The organism is Pectobacterium sp. 1950-15 (assembly GCF_037136835.1).
GTDB lineage: Bacteria > Pseudomonadota > Gammaproteobacteria > Enterobacterales > Enterobacteriaceae > Pectobacterium.
Window position 1 is genome coordinate 267,512 of sequence record NZ_JBBBQR010000003.1, and the last position, 17,067, is coordinate 284,578.

Here is a 17,067-nt window from a genome sequence, read left to right on the forward strand (position 1 = left end):
GCGGGTTTACGCCTTTAAAAACGGGAGTTATTACGGTTAAAGAATTAAATGTTTGGGGAATAAACTCACAACTGCTTTAAGTTTATTCATCGCCTTAATCAGCTTTGTTTTTTCTTCAGTTGTCAGTTCATTAAATTTCAGTTCATGCCGTCCTTTATCAATATCCGCTAATTCAAATATCGCTGATAGCACGCGCATATTATCTGAATGCGTTGATTTCCTATCTTTCCTGTTTCCGTCATAAAATCTTTCATCGCGCAGATCGTCAATAAACCGGCACATTTCTTTTTCACTATTCGTGTTGAAGTATTTTCCTCTCAGCATTGCTATGTGATTTAGCCCGTCAGTTCTGTCCGTGATACTCAGCGGAACGGCGCGGGCGGCTTCAGTATTCGCCATGACGGTTACGCCGCGATACCCATCAGGAGGGCAAACCAGCGGCGCTTTTGCTTAGGCGCTGGCATATATGGCTTTTTGCTCCACGGTGCAAAATAAGCCTGCGCGGGAGTAGGCTGGAAACGCTGGCCGTTTGGTAATTCCAGCCAGCCTTTATTTTCTTGTGGGGATGGTGATTTTTCTTTTAATAAACGCGCTGTGCTAATCATGCTGAACCTCTCATGCTGTGCAGGTCGTTGATATAAGAAGTCGCTTGCCCTAACGCATCAAATAGCCCGAATGACTGATCGCCTTGACTTATGCGATAACGAGTTATTGGATTCGTTGCCGTTCTGGGGCAGCGAATAATAGAAAAGCCGCGATAAATGCTGGTATGTTCACTGAGCTTAATTAACGCATGATCAATACCTGAAAAGACAAGCATTTCATTTTTCATTACTTATCCTAAAATTTCAAAATCAGGGATTTTCTTTAACTGCTTGATAACTTTTTCATACGGTATGTTTAATGTGGTCGTGCTCCCATCAATAAATTTTATTAACGTTCCCCTAGTGGTATATCTAGAGCGTTTAGTATAACCCGCATCTTCAATTGTCTTTATTTCATCATAAGGAATACAGCAACCAGAATTTAAATACTCCCCCTTGAGTCTGATAAATCTCCCTGTATTGATAATTATTTTTCTTCCCCGCAATCGTTAAATTTCGCTATTGGTTATCGCATCCCGAAGCATGGCGATTAAATTAACCTCGACTTTCTCCATTCTTCCTTTTTTGGGGCGAATGATAATCCGTCCATCAGAAACCATTCCTTCACATGTTCGGAATGGTATCCCCGTCATTTCTGAATATGTTTTTAATGAAACATATGGGGTAGGAACGGTGATATTAATGTTTAATGCCTTAGCCATTTCACCACCTGCTATCCTTGAGCGTTAAAAGATTCCAGCCCCCGCAGAAACACCAGGCGGGCCATGCTTGAAAGTGAGCGACTTTCTTGTGCTGCTAGTGCTGCCAGTTTGTCGCGCTCATCGTCCGATAAGCGCATTGGGGTAGGGTTCTTGGATGCAATACCACGCGGTAAACGCGATCTCTGTTCACTAATAGCTGCCATTGTTACTTCTCCCACTATTAAGGTTTATATGCCGGCGTTTTTAGCCACCTCCGTCCGGCGCGTGGTATCCTCACTGCTCTCACACAAAGTAAGGATGTTATGAAATGACAAACAAAGAACTACAAATTAAAGAAACTGGTGAAGTGATAAAAGCTGCATTAAATAATGGTTCTCTCCAGCAATTATCTCAGCTAGTTGCAAATCAGCTTCCGGTTAGAAGTGATGGTTCATTCCCCGCATACAACTCAATTACTTTCGAAGAGCTGTACGCAACCGTATTCAATGCAGTAGGCAACGCTATCAAGTCTTAACATCTGATCTAGATAGCACATCGCAAGGCTTTGTTTCTGCTGCTAGTGCTAGTGTCAGAATAATTTTTATATCTCGGCTGAAGACCTTTTTTCCAAGTTCTTCAGCCTTTTTATTAATACTTTCCGTAAGGCTGGCTGCGATACTCAGCCGCTCGTTATTTTCCAATATTCCCAACTTCTTCTCTGCGCCTACAGCACGATCCCCGGTGTTGGACTGTGCGCTCAGATCATGATTTTCTTGTGTCATAATGGTATGTTGTGATCCACTGTTAGCCTGTGAAATGCATTCTGGTATTCATTTGGATACATGTCAAGGAAAAAATATGCGTTTGAATATCGGCGAGCGCCTTCGAGAAGAAAGAGAGCGCCTCAGCCTTAGTCAATTGGCTCTTGGTGAAATTGGCGGAGTAAAGAAATTAGCCCAACTTAAGTACGAGAAAGGCGAAAGATCGCCAGATGCTGATTATCTCAATGGAATAGCTAAGATTGGCGTTGATATTCAATATGTTGTTTTAGGTAAACGCTCTGCCGAAGTTCTTAGTGATGATGAACAAGAGCTAGTCGGGCATTACCGAAAAGCTCCTGTAGCGGTTAAAGCTGCTGCATTGGCCGCTTTGACGGCGGGTAGCTCTGCAACGGCAGGACCGATAAATGTAACGGGTAGCGGCCAGCGCGTAGCGGGCAGGGACTATCACGAAGGCAAAAAATAAAGCCCCGATGAACGAGGCTTAAGGATGGGTAGCAGTGATGCGCTTTAATCGCGGGATGATTCGGCGTTCTCTCGGTTTACTGCATCTATGCCACGGGCGAGGCGTTCTGGGTCTTCAATTTGGAGGCGAAGAATACGCGGTACGCATTCACAAACGCCAGTTATCTCTTCAAGGTTCTCTTGGCTGGTTGTCCATGAAAATTGGATCCGCCGATTAGGATAAAACACGCGAAAGGCTTTTTTAATTACAAAAAAAAATGTTCGACATTTCCCAGAAAAGGATTCAGGAACAATGAGCAACATAAACATAGTGACACTCCGCTTTTCAGCTAGTGGTGGCAGTATATGGAATTTAGAAAAGGAACTCAAAGAGGCTAACTTTCAGATAACAGAACGCAGCCCGATGATGTTTTCCGGTGGGGCGTTGGAATTTCTTGAAGTGGCTATTCCTACTGGTGGCGGTGTAGCGGTCATGAAGATGCTAACAAATATTATCATTGCGTACATCAATAAAGATCGTAGAGCTGAATGCACAATAACGGATAAGAGTGGGAATACACTTAATTATGATGCCGCATCTCAGAAAGATTTAATAAAGATTATGAGCCAGCCCTTACCACGGGATAACTCAGAACAGTAAGCAAGGATGTAATGGATGACCGTAGAGGCTCAAGGGGATAGTAATCGGGTCGCAGGACGTGATTATTACGAAAAAAATATCAATATTGCCGCGCCAGAAACTAAAGAAGATTTGCGCCCATTGGTTAGCGCACAGCGTTCCCAATTAAACCAGTTGGTGAAAGATATTGCGGAAGCAGGGCGTGAAGATGTGCGTTTTGTCTGGCGTCGATTACATGCTGAACTTGGTGTGAATGGCATTGAAGAAATCACCATCAGCCAGTATTCCACGGCGCTCAGTTTCCTGAATGCGTTACATGATCGTAGTCGGGAAAAGGATGCCAATAAAAAATTAGTGTCCCAATTATTAAGAAGCACGCAGCAGAATGAATTACGTGAACAGCTTACGCGGTTCTGCCACATCAATTTTGGTACTAGCCGGTTAATTGATTTAACCCGTCCTCAGCTTCAGCAGGCTATGGGGTGGTTGGATGAGCGGCAGGGTAGAACTACACCTGCACCGACTTCATCAACGCCAAAAATTCAAACGTGGCAAGACGCGATAAACACCTTAAAAGCAGAACCTCGGATTTTTGGCGCAGTGCTTGCGGTGGGGATCGTGCTGGGTATGTGGCTGGCGCATTGATATAGAAATTATTTCTTATTTTATTTTTAATCAAATGGAGTTTTTGATGAATAAAAAATACCTTTTAACAGCAATGACTTTTTTATTATGCGGTAGTTCTTTTGCAGCAGAGTTAAACCTAAGTAATGATGAAATATTAGCATGCAAATCAATTGGTGATAACAAGCAGCGCTTAGCCTGCTTCGATAAAGTAGATAAAAAGTTCGATGCACCCGCCAACTCGAAAAATGACGCAAATGATGACAGCAATCCTACTGGTGATGTTGGAAAGTGGGTGATAAACAAAGAGCAATCACCGCTGGATGACTCATGGAATGTGTACGTTTATATAAGTGCTGAAGAACCCATTCGAGGTTCTTTTGGTCAATCAGTGATGCCAATATTATTTTTAACCTGTAAGGAAGGAAAAACTAATCTTTTCTTGAATTGGGACTCTTATCTTGGCTTAGATGAAACTTATATGACGCATCGTGTTGATTCTCAGAAGCCGGTTAAAAAGACGTGGAATATCTCAACGGATAATAAAGCCGTTTTTTATACTGGTAAAACTATTTCATTCATTCAGGAACTTATGAAAAGTAAGTCGCTATACACAACCATAGTGCCGTATAGCGAGAGTCCGGTTTCTGCTCGTTTTGATTTGACTGGGTTGTCAGAAGCGATTAAGCCTCTGCGTGGTGCATGTAAGTGGTGATTATTTTAAATCCCTAAGAGCAATATATGACAGATAAGAATAGATCCCCCCTAGAGCTAGGGTTAGATGAAATTTTTGCACCTCAAACTCTCAATAGAGAGCGAGCAGAAGAAAAATTAAAAGAAAGATTAATGAAAGTTACGCCCAAGTTGTTTGCAGAGTTCCTCTCTGCAAAGGGCGCTGCACAACATTGTTTGTCATGCGGTTCTTCGGCATTATCTGTTCCTGAAAGTGGATCACTTGGTTCTGCCGATTTACCAGAAAATGCAAGTGAGCTATCACCAGAAGAGCTAGTAAAATCCATAAATTTTCTGGTCACGCGTTATGTTACCTATCGATATGTTGATCCAACTGCCTACCCCAGGCCATCTAACTGCGAATACCGAGTTTCTTGCATAAACTGTGGTCACGTAAGTTTCTACCGAGTTTATCCTGTTCTTAAATGGGTCGAAAATAGTGATAAGGAGGCTGACGATGAATAAGGACAATAATAAGGTTGTACAGCTTCGTGATGCACCGTTACCTTTTGCTGATAGAATGAAAGAAAGTGATAATGGCGGTAGTGGAGGTGATGGTATGGATGAGTTACTGAAACGAGTAGCTAAAGCGGAAGACAGCATTGCTCAGATAAAAGTTGATCTAGCTAAGCTATCCGTACGCTCGGAAGAGTTTGCAACCAAAAGCGATCTACAGAAAGAAATGTCGTCTATCCATAAAGAAATTTCTGCACAAACAAAATGGATTGCCGCGACTATCATTGGCACAGCAGGTATAGCTTTAGCTGTGGCGCGTTTTTTGTTCGTCTAGAATATGGCTGTAAGCAAACTTCCATCCGGCAAATGGCTTTGCCAGTGCTTCCCTTATGGCCGCGATGGTAAGCGCATTCGCAAACAGTTTGCCACCCGTGGTGAGGCGCTTTCCTATGAGCGCCGCCTTATGGCCGATAAAAAAGGCATCGATACCACAACCAGTAATATCACTCTGAAAGATCTGGTTCAGCGCTGGTATGACATGCACGGCAAAACGCTATCATCCGGCGATTCCCGCTACACAAAATTACTCGCTATCTGTGAACGTTTAGGTGATCCGTTTGCTATCGACGTTGATAAAAATATGTTTGCCGTGTACCGCGAGCGACGCCTGAAAGGTGAGTGGAATCCAAAGGGTAAAGCCGTTCTGAAAGAAGCTACGGTCAACCGTGAATACTCTTACCTGCGCGCGGTCTTTTCCGAGCTGAAAAGGATGGGGGAGTGGGATAAAGAAAATCCGCTGGATGGTATACGCCAGTTCAAAGAGGGCGATCAGGAACTGGCATTTCTCTATCCAGATGAAATAAAGCGCCTGCTGGCTGCGTGTGACGAATCAGACAATAAAGACTTGGGTATCATCGTTCGACTGTGCCTGGCTACTGGGGCACGGTGGGGCGAGGCACAAGATTTAAGGCAATCTCAAATTCTGCCAAGTCGTGTCACGTTCACCAGAACGAAAGGAAATAAGAACAGAACAGTGCCAATTTCTGAGAAGATGCGCAGCCTGCTACCTAAAAAACGCGGGGCGCTTTTCACTCCAGCTTATGAATCTTTTAAGTACGCGATTAAACGTGCAGGCATTGAACTACCGAGCGGGCAACTTACCCACGTTTTACGTCACTCATTCGCATCACACTTCATGATGAACGGCGGAAATATTCTGGTACTGCAACAGATTTTAGGTCACAGCACGATCACCATGACGATGCGTTACGCCCATTTTGCACCGGATCATCTTGATGCGGCTGTTACCCTAAATCCGTTCGATTCATTAACTACAGATTAATAATTGTAGTGGCGGAACTGCGTTTTTCGGTGGCAGCAAAAACAGGAGTGGCGTGAAATTTCGTGTTATTGCGTATTCGCAACCATTTGATATCACTTAACCTATTGTTTTATTTGATGTGGTGTAACTTTTTAAAATCCCTCGGCGTTCGCGCTGTGCGGGTTCAAGTCCCGCCCCGGGCACCATTGATAAATCAATAGACGTCAACCGGCGTCTATTTTTTTGCCTAAAACCCACGGTTTTACTGGCTTCCCCTTCATTCCATACTCTCCCAACGTCAACGCAATTCAACCTACATCAACTTGCTTGTGAGTATACATCTGAGTATATATGTTGGTTCTATCTTGCTCTGTATACTCACCGTAAGCACCTATGAGGATATTGATAATGGCTCTGACCGATATCAAAGTGCGTTCGGCAAAACCAGAAGAAAAAGAGTATTCACTGACTGACGGTGATGGGATGTTTCTGCTGGTTCATCCCAATGGTTCCAAATACTGGCGGCTGCGCTTTCGTTTTGGTGGCAAGCAACATCTCATGGCATTAGGCGTTTATCCTGAAGTCTCTCTTTCTGAAGCGCGTCAGAAACGGGATGAAGCTCGGAAACAGGTCGCTGCGGGCATCGATCCCCGCGAACATAAGAAAGCGGTAAAAGCGAAACAGGAAGAGGATGAAAAGACCTTCGAAGTTGTGGCTCGCGCCTGGCACGCCGACAACAAGAAGTGGTCTGAATCACATGGGGAACGTATCCTGAAAAGCCTGAGCGACAATATTTTCCCCGCTATTGGCAGCACACATATCGCAGATTTGAAAACACGCGACTTGCTGGCACCGATCAAAAGCGTTGAACGTTCAGGACGCTTAGAAGTGGCTAAACGCTTAAAACAACGTGTGACCGCCATCATGACCTATGCCGTACAAAACGGCCTGATTGACTATAACCCGGCGCAGGATATGGCTGGCGCGATTATGCCCGGCAAAGTCGAACATCGCCCAGCGTTGGAGCTCGAACGTTTACCTGAACTTCTTGGCCGGATTGACGGTTACAAAGGTCGTGAATTTACCAAGTGGGTTATTAACCTCTCCCTACTGATTTTCATTCGTTCCAGCGAACTGCGTTTTGCTCGCTGGCCGGAAATCGACTTTGAACGCGCTTTGTGGACGATTCCCCCAGAGCGTGAACCGATCCCTGGGGTGAAATTCTCCGAACGCGGTTCAAAAATGCACACACCACACCTTGTCCCACTAAGCCGTCAGGCACTGGAAATCCTTAAAAAAATTAGAGAAGTGAGTGGGCATTGTGAATGGGTTTTCATTGGCGATCATTCGTCACGAAAACCCGTTAGTGAAGGGACGGTAAACAAAGCGCTGCAAACCATGGGCTATGACACTAAAACGGAAGTATGTGGTCACGGCTTTCGTACTATGGCCTGTAGTTCACTGATTGAGTCGGGCTTGTGGTCTAGGGATGCGGTAGAGCGACAGATGAGCCACCAGGAACGTAATGGCGTTCGCGCGGCGTATATCCATAAAGCAGAGCATCTGGATGAGCGTAAGCTGATGCTGCAATGGTGGGCTAATTTTCTCGATGCGAATCGGGAGAGGGGAGTTAGTCCGTTTGATTTTGGGAAGTTGACGGCGGGGTAATGTATAAAACAAGCAGGCTGTATTCTGGCTGCATCGTATACAGCTTGCATATTATGATAATCGAAATTAATTATATGGCACAGAATATTTAGTAGTGAGCGATAGTTTAACGAATTTTAAGTCTGGTGTAGAGAACATACTTATTTGTATAATATAGTTACATTTTTCTCTCTAAGACCAGATGGTTATGAGCGCGATCACATTACGTAAAGCGTTGAGTGTACTTGCGAAGTCATCTTCGTTTTCTGTAACCACCATGACACATCGGCAGAAGGATGAGTTCGACAAGTTAAAGGATCAACTCTTTGTTAGACAAGAGATTGAAACCGAACTACAACGTTATTTGGATGTTGCTAATCCCGGTGAAATCATTTTTTTGTGCGGCAGTAGTGGGGATGGAAAGTCCGAAATTTTAACCCGTTTCCAGTCAGATCCGCGCTATCAGCGGCGATTTAATTTCCACTTGGATGCCACGCATAGCTTTTCCCCTCGACAATCAGCTATTGATGCTTTGAATGATTTATTTGCTAATCATCATCAGCAATCATCTCCGCTGCTCATTGGCATCAATACCGGAATGCTTGCCAACTTTGCCCGAGAAGGTGCTGAATGCCACCAGGTGCTCCGATCTGCAATTGACTCATTTTTATCAGCACAGCAGGATGCGAGCCGTCCTTACCGTAACGAGAATTGTTCTTTTTTTGATTTTGAACACTATCCTAAATTCCAGTTTAACGAAAATAAAAACTATTCATCATTTATTAAAACCTTATTAGACAACTTAACTCGTGACGATGATAATAATTTATTTCAGTTTATCTTTCGGCGCGATGAGTCAATTAATCCAGATCTAAAAGAGGTCGCAAACTTTAAATTGCTTTGCATGCCTGGCGTGCAGAATGTATTAATTACTCAGCTCTTTAAAGCGCGGTTGATTAAAGACCAGTTTGTCACGACCCGAGCGCTGCTGGACTTTCTGCATCATCTGTTGATGGGGCCTGGCTACTTATTTGATAATCTCTTCAACGGTGCAGAAAATGATCTGATTAAAAAAATTTCTGATTTTGATCCCGCCAGATTGCACACCTATGAACTTGATCAGTTTGTTTTGCGCTATGAACTGGGACTGGTTGACGCTGGTCTCGATGATTTTTTAGCCGCACTTGAGCCGTTGCACATTAAGTTTGATCGCCAGAGCGTTAAGCCCGGTGACGCAACCTCCTTGATCCGGCTTTTCTGGCTGTTGCAGCACGAGTCGTTGGGTAATGATTATCATCGGAGATTTTCCGCGTTTTTTAACGAATCGTTGTTTGAACGTTACTCAGAAATCTGGCATTTGCATAGAAATTACACAGCAGATCCGGAGCAAAAAAGATCACTGAATCGCTTCTATGCTTTTGAGCTTATCGCGGGTATCCAGCGCTATGCTAACCGCAAAGCACCTGAATTAAGTATGCAAAAAGAAGAGTTCTTCTTGGGTGAGTTTGGTGGGGTAAAAATAACCGCACCGGTAGAGGTGAAGCCTGATTGGGATGCTATCCGTAATAAACATACGGCTCATCCAACTGGCTTCGATGTCTATTTAAAGGTGGGGCGAAATCCACTACCGCATATCCATATCGGGCTTAATTTGTTCGAATTATTGGACAAATTGAATAATGGCTATCGTCCGAATAAATACGATAAAAATGCCATCGTGTTACTGGATGAAATTGTTGAGTTGATCGCGGAGCAGGCTAAATCCAGCAGCGAAATCAAATTTTATGATGGCAGACAACGGGTTTATCGTGCAAAGGCGGATGACGATATGATCACTATTAGCGGTATGGAGGGTTAGCAGAATGTACCCTATCGCAAACGAGTTAAAAGTGGGTAACAATCAACTGGATAGTTACCTGCCTGTGCGCAATAAAAATAACGATATTAGCTGGCAATTCGTCACCGGTCTGGTCCTTAGCTACGCCCTGAAACGCAAAATCGAAGCTTACGATCCCGAACAATTCCGTGAAGATTGTAAAACACATCTGCAGGAGCTGCTTGATGAGCCTGCATTCTGGTCCGTGCTGGAACGGATGTATTTTTCCAGTCAGGATATTTTCCGTGTCTCCCCACTTTTTTTACTGTTCCACGCCCAGTTTAATGGTGAAAAAATAAGTGCGGGTTCAACGGCAGATAAACGACTTGGCACGCTGTTTGCTAATTTGATGGGAGATTTCAGCCTTCGTTATCCCATACAGGACAGACTGAACTTCATCGAGCAGCAAATGCTGAATAAGCTCAATGAAAAAATAAAGCTGTTGGGGAAAGGACCGTTTGCCGAAGAGCAACCGTATCTTCCGTATATGGTAACGTGTTTTCAGTCCGATCTGGCGTTTTTGGCAGAGCACCCACAATACCTTTTACAAGAATTGACCAACACCCTACGTTTGTACGCCTTTAGCTGGTGCGCTCAACTGGCGCTCAATCTGGACAACTGGCAGGACGGCGAACCACAAAGCAAATCACTGTTTTTTATTCTTGATAGCGAAAAAGCCAGCTCCGAACGGGAAAAGGTGAAACGTTATGGCTATAAGCTGTTCGCCAGCCAGAACGAAAAACTGTTCCCGATACTTTCCGCGCTGGAGGTGTTGCAGGTAAAAGGAGAGAAAAAACGCCCTCTCTGGCAGGTATATCAGGATTGTTTGAATTATTCGGGTCCCCCAAATCAGGTGTTAGATGAGATTAATGATTACATACAGAAATTTATTAGTAAGGAAGAACGAGATCTTCCTGCTCGTGACCGCGCAACAAACCTGGAAAGTGCTTTCAAACAGCTATTATCCGTTGCCGTAGAGCAATTCCAGGATAAAAAAACTAACCGCGCGGATATAAATAAGAACTACATTAAGGAGCTGGAAAGCCAGATTTGCACTGACTTCATTCAGGTCCGTGGTCGGGCAGGGAAAGTGCTGGTGCTGAATCAGGATCGTCTTCTGTTACTGACTAATCTCACTGTGGGCAAAAATGACAAACTCCGCCTGCATGAACTGTTGCGTGGTTTTGAACAGCGCGGTTTTTATTTGGACAACCAGTCGGCGCAAACGCTGGTGGCGTTTTATGAACGCATGGGAAATGTAGAGCGAATGAGTGATAGTGGAGACGCCGTGTATGTCCGTAAAACAGTATGAAACCTATCTGGCAGAAACCTTTATTGAATGGGTAGGTGGCATCATTCAGCCCGGCGAGCGCTACCAGTTCAAATCTCCCGATCCCGATAATGCCCTAAAACTCTGGGAGGCATTCGTCTCTCTGGCGGACGGCAATCAGTTGGAAATTGCGCCAGGGCAATATATTGATTGCCTCCCCTGCAATGGTGTTCAGCTTATTCCTGTACTGCACGGAGCCGAGGCTCCAGCATTCACAGAAAACTACATTTCTCATTTGCGCGATGAAGTTGCAGGGCGCAGCGGCATTTTTGCCCAAACAGCGCTGTTGATTATTCACAACAGTATGCTCGATACCCTGATTAACAGCACGAAAGACGTGGCGGCACCGGATGCTATCTGGTACCCACAAACTTTCAGTCATCAACTGGAAAAGCTTATTACCACTGATAGTAACCGTTCGGAATTGTCTCGTTGTTTGCTGGAGGATCAACTGGCGACGGTACTGGATGAAGGCGCGACCGTATTTGGTTTCTCGTCGCTGTATCGCTTGCTGGATGATGGCAATCTGGATTTCTCCGAGCTTCATCTGTTTAAAGATGATGAACTACTGAACTATAGCCAGAAGCAGCTAGGCACCCGACTGAATGAAAACCGGAAATTATATCGCCAGATAGAAGATAGTGTTGAACGCTACAGTGGACAGCTGGAGAATGTGCTGCCTGAGTTTAGTTCAAAATTCATTCAGGAGCATTTTTACGATAAAGATGACTGGCGTGAGCTCGATTTCTCCGACTACAGGAAAGAGAAAGAACAGAATAGTGAACAAAAACTGGTGCTGGAGAACGTCTCCGTCGAAAACGGCGAGGTTTGGCAACGGGCGAAAAGCGCCAGTAAGGCAGGCAAACGTGACATCAGCCTGCTGGTGCAGGTGCAGCCAGGGCAATCAAAGGCTGAGCTGGAGTTCAGTTTTCAGGGTAATGATCTTCAGGATAACCAGATAAAGATTGCCCATAATCGTCAGTTAAAGAATGCACCTTTCTGGCGCACCAGCCGGGCGGGCGGCAAGACTTCCCGCATTATGGCGTCGGTGCCTTTTGATGGGCATCCCTGCTTCTTTAGTCTCGAACTGACCAACCGCAATAATTCAGCCGAAGAGTATAAATTTCGCCTGTTGTTGGTCGAGCAGGGACAATTCTGGCTAAACGATATTCAGCACTGTTACCGCATTGATCCAGGTAAAGAACAAATAACCCTGCAACTGGAAGATAACACGCTGCGTATTGCCGAGTCTGGCAACCTGACCTGTACGTTGGATGACGAGAGCGAAGACATAGACCGCCAGCATTATGCTCAGGTGAATTTTGAGACGCTGGCAAATCAAAGTGACCTAGTTCAGTTTGCGATCGTTTCCGGTGATTCCCGTCTGTCGTTTAACATAGAGGGACCGGGAGCAGAAGAAGGGCTAACGCTGCCACTGCTTTTTGACCAAAGTCGTTTCAACAAATTGTTTAAGGAAGAGGGCAATGCAACCTGGAACCGACTAAAAGGGCGCATCATACTCGATAATACTGAACACAAGGTCGTCGGTGTACGCCAGCAGTTGTTGATACTGGAAGCCTCATTAATTGAGCAACGTCTGCTGGGTACGGGAAGTGACGATAGCGAGTTTGCGCTGGATGAACTTCTTGCCAGCTACCCCGATCTCCATAACGCTTATGAGCAGTTATTTGCCTACTATCATCGTCGTAACACCCTGCCGAGTCTGGTGTCGTGGTCAGCAGAATATCGCACACTGGTCAGCTACATTGTTACTACGTTTGAACAGTCACTCCAGCAAATAGGCCTGAGCAGAGCGCTGACAGCACAAGAGAAGCGTCTTCTGCACCTTGGGATCTGCCGCAATGATAGCCATGAGCGCCTCTCTCCGCTGCATCCTCTGGTGCTGGCCTACCATCTACAACTGGCAGAAACTATCGTTGCGGAGTCGGAACAGCACGATTCGGCATCATTTGCCACACTACCGCCGATCACTCTTGATCGCTTGATAGTTTCCGGGTTAGTGCCGTTTGTTTATCACAGTGAGCATGAATACGCGCAACTACAGCCGGTGGATGAAAACCGCTTCTGGATTGATGTGGTTCCCCAGCGGCAGGTCAGCCATGACTACGTTAAACGTCTGGTAAAAGACAAACTTAATGAGTTCACGGACGCTTACGCCCGGTTGTTCCAGAGCGCTGAAAACAGTGCGTTGATTATCAATGCCATTAATCAAGGGAACGCCAAAGAACTGTTTCTGGGATTAGTAGAATATTTTAAGCAAGAAAAAGAGAAGGCTATTTCGGTTCATGTGAACTGCTACGATGAACGTTTGCTACCCAATATGTTCGATCACTTTGCAGAAAGTGGTAGCTATGAGCAGCTTAAAAACGATCTCGATCTGAACAGCGGCGTATGGCGAGCGGAAGCCGATATGCTGATTGACCTGCTGCGTAGCCGGTTAACGTTCAGCAAGTTTGTCCTGCCGTCAGAAAGTGACAAGCTGGCCTATGCACATCTGGCATTTTTCACCAATACAGCACCTGTGGATTGCCGCCAGATCCGCATTGAAGATGCGTCCAGTGGGGTATTGTGTCATGGATTGATCGCTGGGGAAGGTGCCGAAACGCAGGGGGATGCTTACTTTACCGCGTTTGGACTGCGTGATGTGGATACTGAGTCCTACTGCGCCCTGCGTCTTGCCCGACTAATCGGCTGCCTGTGGCAACCTGCACGTCAAAGCAACAGCCAGTATCATGGACAAGGGATCGGCCTGGCCGTGAGCGGCAATTTTAAACAGCTGCTCAATTACTCCTACAATAGCGCGCTCTGGACCACCATTATTGATCCAAAAGTCACTCTCGACTTTTTCACCAGTCAGAAAGATGTGGTGCTTATCCACTATTCTGACCAGTACACCAGTTGCGCAGGCTACGATGCCGTCACCGTCACGAAGCAGGTTGATTTGTTCCTGCGGTTGCTCCAGACCGGAAGCCAGTCAGGGCAACCTGCTGTTGATAGTCAGCATTTGCTGGCTGAATTTAATGCCTTTAACGGCGAATGGCTGCTGAAAATGCTGCGCTCCAATGAAAGAGAGCGTAAAGAGAAGCACGGCATCATAGGTGCGTACAAATTTGTGCAATCTATGTTGCACCAGTCCGACATTTGCTGGATTCCGTTATCGGTGGCCGAAATGATCCGTGTGTCCGGCAATGTCGGGCTGAAAATGAAAGAGAGCGATTTATCGAGAAATTTACAGGGTTATCGTAACGGCGCGATCTCTGATGATGTTCTCTTTGTGGGTTTCAAAGAAAACCGCCTCTATCTGTTACCGCTGGAAGTTAAAACCGGGGCGCGGCCTGACTACAGCTATGCAGGCCAACAGGCTCGTGAGCTCAAACGTTATTTACAGCAGGACATTCTGGAACCACGAACGCTGGCATCACAATTGTACCGGGCGCTCTTTATTCGTCAGGTGCTGATGCAGGTGGAGAAACTGCGTCTGTACGGTGTGCTGGACAGCAACAAAGTGGCTCCCTTGCTGGATCGACGCGAATGGTGGTTAACGGGCGACTATCAGTTAGGTGAGTTGGCCGATTATGTGGACGGCTTCGTCGTGGCGCATGTGGACAGCGCAACCTGCTTCGATCTCTCTTATAAAGAGACAGCGGAGAATATCTTACAGATCGAAATCCCTTATTCATTGCTGCCTTCGTTGATTGCTGCGCAGGGAGATGAACCACCGTTGGCAGAACGTTACCGGGTGCCGGAAAAATACCTGTTTAAGCCAGAGTATGATGGCAGTTCGTCACAACACAAAGTCGTGGTAGAAGTCACAACGCCGACTGCTGCACAGTCCATTTCAGAACCGGAGTCGTTACAGCCTGCTGTTCCGGTACTGACAGCTGATATTAGCGATACTCCATTAAAGATCCTGTTTGGTCATGATGCTGCGCGTCAGAGCCCATTATATTGGGAGCCAACCAACACCGCGAAGTTCATGAATACCAATACCGGCATTATTGGAACGATGGGCACCGGTAAAACCCAGTTTACTAAATCGCTGGTCACACAGTTGATGCGTAATCAGTCCTGTAACGTTGATGGTAAACCTATTGGTTTGCTGATCTTCGACTACAAATCAGACTATGTGGACGAGGCCTTTCTTGATGCCACGGGTGCTAAAAAGTACAAGTTATTTAAGCTGCCTTACAACCCCTTATCTCTGTTTGGCGACACGCCAATGTTACCAATCCACACCGCTGGTGGACTATCAGAAACGATGGCGAAAGCCTATGGTCTGGGCCATAAGCAGCAGCTCAAATTAGAAAATCTGATTTTAGAATGCTACGAAGCTGCGGGGATTTCACCTGAAGATCCGACAACATGGTCAAGGACTGCGCCGACAATTGAAGATGTATGGCAGCGCTTCCTCGATCAGGAGAAGGTTGAAGAAGATTCGCTCTACGCAGCACTCTCTAAGTTGGCGCGTTACAAGATATTCGAAACTATCCCGGAAAGGATGACCAGTCTGTACGAATTGGTTGATGGCGTCACCGTGATTGAACTGGCAGGCTATCCCCCAGAAGTTCAAAACCTAGTGGTCGCACTCACGCTGGATCTTTTTTACGCGCAGATGCAAAAGCGCGGTAAACCAGCGGTGCGAGGGGATTATCGTCAGCTTACTAAAATGATTCTGGTGGACGAAGCCGATAACTTTATGCGTCAGGATTTTTCCAGTCTGCGTAAGATCCTTAAAGAAGGTCGTGAGTATGGCGTTGGTGCGATCCTGTCAACGCAGGAGATAACCCACTTCAAAACTGGGGAAAATAATTATGCTTCTTATATTCTGACGTGGGTTATCCACCGAGTCTCGGAGATTAAGAATGCGGATATCAAGGCGGTGTTTAATGTTGATGATAAAGGTGAGCAGGAGTCTTTGATGGGACAGATTCGGCAGCTTGAGAAGCATTTTAGCCTGTATGTTGATGGAGATAAAAGGGTTAAGAAAATGCGCGATCGGGCATTTTGGGAGTTATAGATGACTATTATTGAAGCAATAAAGATAGCATTAATTACGCTTGATAGGCCTGCCACCTATGAAGAAGTCTATCAGGAGATTATGGATCAAAAATTATATGATTTTGGTGCGAAAGATCCTAAATCTGTTATCCGCGTAAAGCTACGAATCCATACTTTTGGACTGAATTTTCCGAGTTCAAGCCCTAAAAAATATTTCAAAGTTATATCTGGAGAGGGTAAGGATTCTCTTTATACAAACTTAGATGTTGATGTAATTGAAGAGGAGGTTGTTGAAAACGAAATCGATGAAACTATCGAGAAAGGGTTAAAGTATTATAAGGATAAATTTCTTAGCTATTGTATTGATAAAATAAAAGAAATAAATAAAGATGCTCATAAATCTACTTTGCATGAATGTTTTTGGATGTTGGTAGGCTCATTTCTACCCATTGTTGTTGATTCTTTTTTTAGATGGAAACTAATGAAGATCACTTTTTGGGAGGCAATTTATGCCAATGTAAAATCGGGTGAGGTCTTTCTATTAACATCTGCATTGATTACTCCTTTTTTCTTTTTTTTAATTATGGAAAACAAGAGCAGAAAAAGTGAGAAAGATACACTGCCATATTTTGGAGTTATTGTTATAATAACATTGACATCTTTTATATCCGGTCTATTGGCTTTTGTTTTTTATCGGACAGGTGTTATTTTAATAGAGAAAAATATTTCTGTATTGAATGATGTTTTTGCTAATGGTCTAGGTGTTTGGGCATGGGTCATATACGGTTTTTCTTTGACTGTCTGGTATTATTCAGCTTTTATGAATCATAAAACAGCAGCCAGTTATAAGAGTATTAGAGACTCACAATTCAATGGCTTGAAAGAGCAATTCAATGGGGCGAAGGGATAAGAAC

Annotated in this window: 19 protein-coding genes; 13 read left to right on the plus strand and 6 right to left on the minus strand. The window is 45.0% G+C overall.

Translation table 11 applies throughout. The features are described 5' to 3' along the window. Nucleotides 1-36 precede the first annotated feature (36 nt). From WCT94_RS05300 to WCT94_RS05315, 4 genes are all read right to left on the minus strand, one after another. The gene (locus WCT94_RS05300) at nucleotides 37-399 is read right to left on the minus strand and encodes a DUF5347 domain-containing protein (protein ID WP_336863162.1); all 363 of its coding nucleotides are present in this window, start codon (nucleotides 397-399) and stop codon (nucleotides 37-39) included. Between the two features lie 5 nt (nucleotides 400-404). After that, complete coding sequence (locus WCT94_RS05305; RefSeq protein ID WP_336868361.1) at nucleotides 405-605, minus strand: phage filamentation protein Fil family protein; 201 nt, start codon at nucleotides 603-605, stop codon at nucleotides 405-407. Beyond that, nucleotides 602-832 carry a hypothetical protein gene (locus tag WCT94_RS05310; protein ID WP_336868363.1) on the minus strand — a complete coding sequence of 77 codons (231 nt, stop codon included), beginning with the start codon at nucleotides 830-832 and terminating at the stop codon, nucleotides 602-604. Before WCT94_RS05310 ends, WCT94_RS05305 begins: the two co-directional genes overlap by 4 nt. Nucleotides 833-1,093: 261 nt before the next feature. Beyond that, complete coding sequence (locus WCT94_RS05315) at nucleotides 1,094-1,306, minus strand: hypothetical protein (RefSeq protein WP_039538336.1); 213 nt, start codon at nucleotides 1,304-1,306, stop codon at nucleotides 1,094-1,096. Nucleotides 1,307-1,613: 307 nt separating this feature from the next. On the opposite strand from WCT94_RS05315, the gene WCT94_RS05320 reads away from it, so the two are divergent. After that, a complete protein-coding gene (locus WCT94_RS05320) occupies nucleotides 1,614-1,820 on the plus strand; it encodes a hypothetical protein (RefSeq protein WP_336868365.1) in 207 nt (68 codons plus the stop codon). On the opposite strand, the gene WCT94_RS05325 is transcribed toward WCT94_RS05320, so the two are convergent. Continuing rightward, the gene (locus tag WCT94_RS05325) at nucleotides 1,810-2,067 is read right to left on the minus strand and encodes a hypothetical protein (RefSeq protein WP_336868366.1); all 258 of its coding nucleotides are present in this window, start codon (nucleotides 2,065-2,067) and stop codon (nucleotides 1,810-1,812) included. The two genes, WCT94_RS05320 and WCT94_RS05325, sit on opposite strands and share 11 nt — an antisense overlap. A 76-nt stretch (nucleotides 2,068-2,143) precedes the next feature. Here WCT94_RS05325 and WCT94_RS05330 point away from each other — a divergent pair, with 76 nt between their 5' ends. Then, nucleotides 2,144-2,530 (plus strand): XRE family transcriptional regulator, encoded by a 387-nt coding sequence (locus WCT94_RS05330; RefSeq protein ID WP_336868367.1) that lies wholly within the window; start codon nucleotides 2,144-2,146, stop codon nucleotides 2,528-2,530. 44 nt (nucleotides 2,531-2,574) lie between these two features. Here the strand turns inward: WCT94_RS05330 and WCT94_RS05335 are convergent, their stop codons facing one another. Continuing rightward, entirely contained in the window at nucleotides 2,575-2,838 is a 264-nt protein-coding gene (locus WCT94_RS05335) for a hypothetical protein (RefSeq protein ID WP_336868368.1), read from the minus strand. On the opposite strand from WCT94_RS05335, the gene WCT94_RS05340 reads away from it, so the two are divergent. The 11 genes from WCT94_RS05340 to WCT94_RS05390 all read left to right on the plus strand — a co-directional run bounded on the left by WCT94_RS05340 (nucleotide 2,822) and on the right by WCT94_RS05390 (nucleotide 17,063). Next, on the plus strand, nucleotides 2,822-3,169 hold the full coding sequence (locus tag WCT94_RS05340; RefSeq protein WP_336868370.1) for a hypothetical protein: 348 nt from the start codon (nucleotides 2,822-2,824) through the stop codon (nucleotides 3,167-3,169). The genes WCT94_RS05335 and WCT94_RS05340 overlap by 17 nt on opposite strands. A 15-nt stretch (nucleotides 3,170-3,184) precedes the next feature. Continuing rightward, complete coding sequence (locus WCT94_RS05345) at nucleotides 3,185-3,793, plus strand: hypothetical protein (RefSeq protein ID WP_336868371.1); 609 nt, start codon at nucleotides 3,185-3,187, stop codon at nucleotides 3,791-3,793. 46 nt (nucleotides 3,794-3,839) lie between these two features. Beyond that, nucleotides 3,840-4,487 (plus strand): type VI secretion system-associated protein TagO, encoded by a 648-nt coding sequence (locus WCT94_RS05350; RefSeq protein ID WP_336868373.1) that lies wholly within the window; start codon nucleotides 3,840-3,842, stop codon nucleotides 4,485-4,487. A gap of 26 nt (nucleotides 4,488-4,513) precedes the next feature. After that, nucleotides 4,514-4,969 (plus strand): hypothetical protein, encoded by a 456-nt coding sequence (locus WCT94_RS05355; RefSeq protein ID WP_336868375.1) that lies wholly within the window; start codon nucleotides 4,514-4,516, stop codon nucleotides 4,967-4,969. After that, nucleotides 4,962-5,294, plus strand: a complete 333-nt coding sequence (locus WCT94_RS05360; RefSeq protein ID WP_336868377.1) for a hemolysin XhlA — start codon at nucleotides 4,962-4,964, stop codon at nucleotides 5,292-5,294. The genes WCT94_RS05355 and WCT94_RS05360 overlap by 8 nt, the downstream gene beginning before the upstream one ends. A gap of 3 nt (nucleotides 5,295-5,297) precedes the next feature. Further along, nucleotides 5,298-6,302 carry a phage integrase gene (locus WCT94_RS05365; protein ID WP_336868378.1) on the plus strand — a complete coding sequence of 335 codons (1,005 nt, stop codon included), beginning with the start codon at nucleotides 5,298-5,300 and terminating at the stop codon, nucleotides 6,300-6,302. Nucleotides 6,303-6,689: 387 nt separating this feature from the next. Continuing rightward, entirely contained in the window at nucleotides 6,690-7,949 is a 1,260-nt protein-coding gene (locus WCT94_RS05370; RefSeq protein WP_336868380.1) for a tyrosine-type recombinase/integrase, read from the plus strand. 187 nt (nucleotides 7,950-8,136) lie between these two features. Further along, entirely contained in the window at nucleotides 8,137-9,786 is a 1,650-nt protein-coding gene (dptF, locus tag WCT94_RS05375) for a DNA phosphorothioation-dependent restriction protein DptF (protein ID WP_336868381.1), read from the plus strand. A gap of 4 nt (nucleotides 9,787-9,790) precedes the next feature. After that, nucleotides 9,791-11,116, plus strand: a complete 1,326-nt coding sequence (dptG, locus tag WCT94_RS05380; RefSeq protein WP_181838191.1) for a DNA phosphorothioation-dependent restriction protein DptG — start codon at nucleotides 9,791-9,793, stop codon at nucleotides 11,114-11,116. Then, on the plus strand, nucleotides 11,097-16,172 hold the full coding sequence (gene dptH / locus WCT94_RS05385) for a DNA phosphorothioation-dependent restriction protein DptH (RefSeq protein ID WP_336868382.1): 5,076 nt from the start codon (nucleotides 11,097-11,099) through the stop codon (nucleotides 16,170-16,172). Before dptG ends, dptH begins: the two co-directional genes overlap by 20 nt. Beyond that, nucleotides 16,173-17,063, plus strand: a complete 891-nt coding sequence (locus WCT94_RS05390; protein WP_336868383.1) for a hypothetical protein — start codon at nucleotides 16,173-16,175, stop codon at nucleotides 17,061-17,063. It abuts the gene before it with no gap. Nucleotides 17,064-17,067 lie beyond the last annotated feature (4 nt).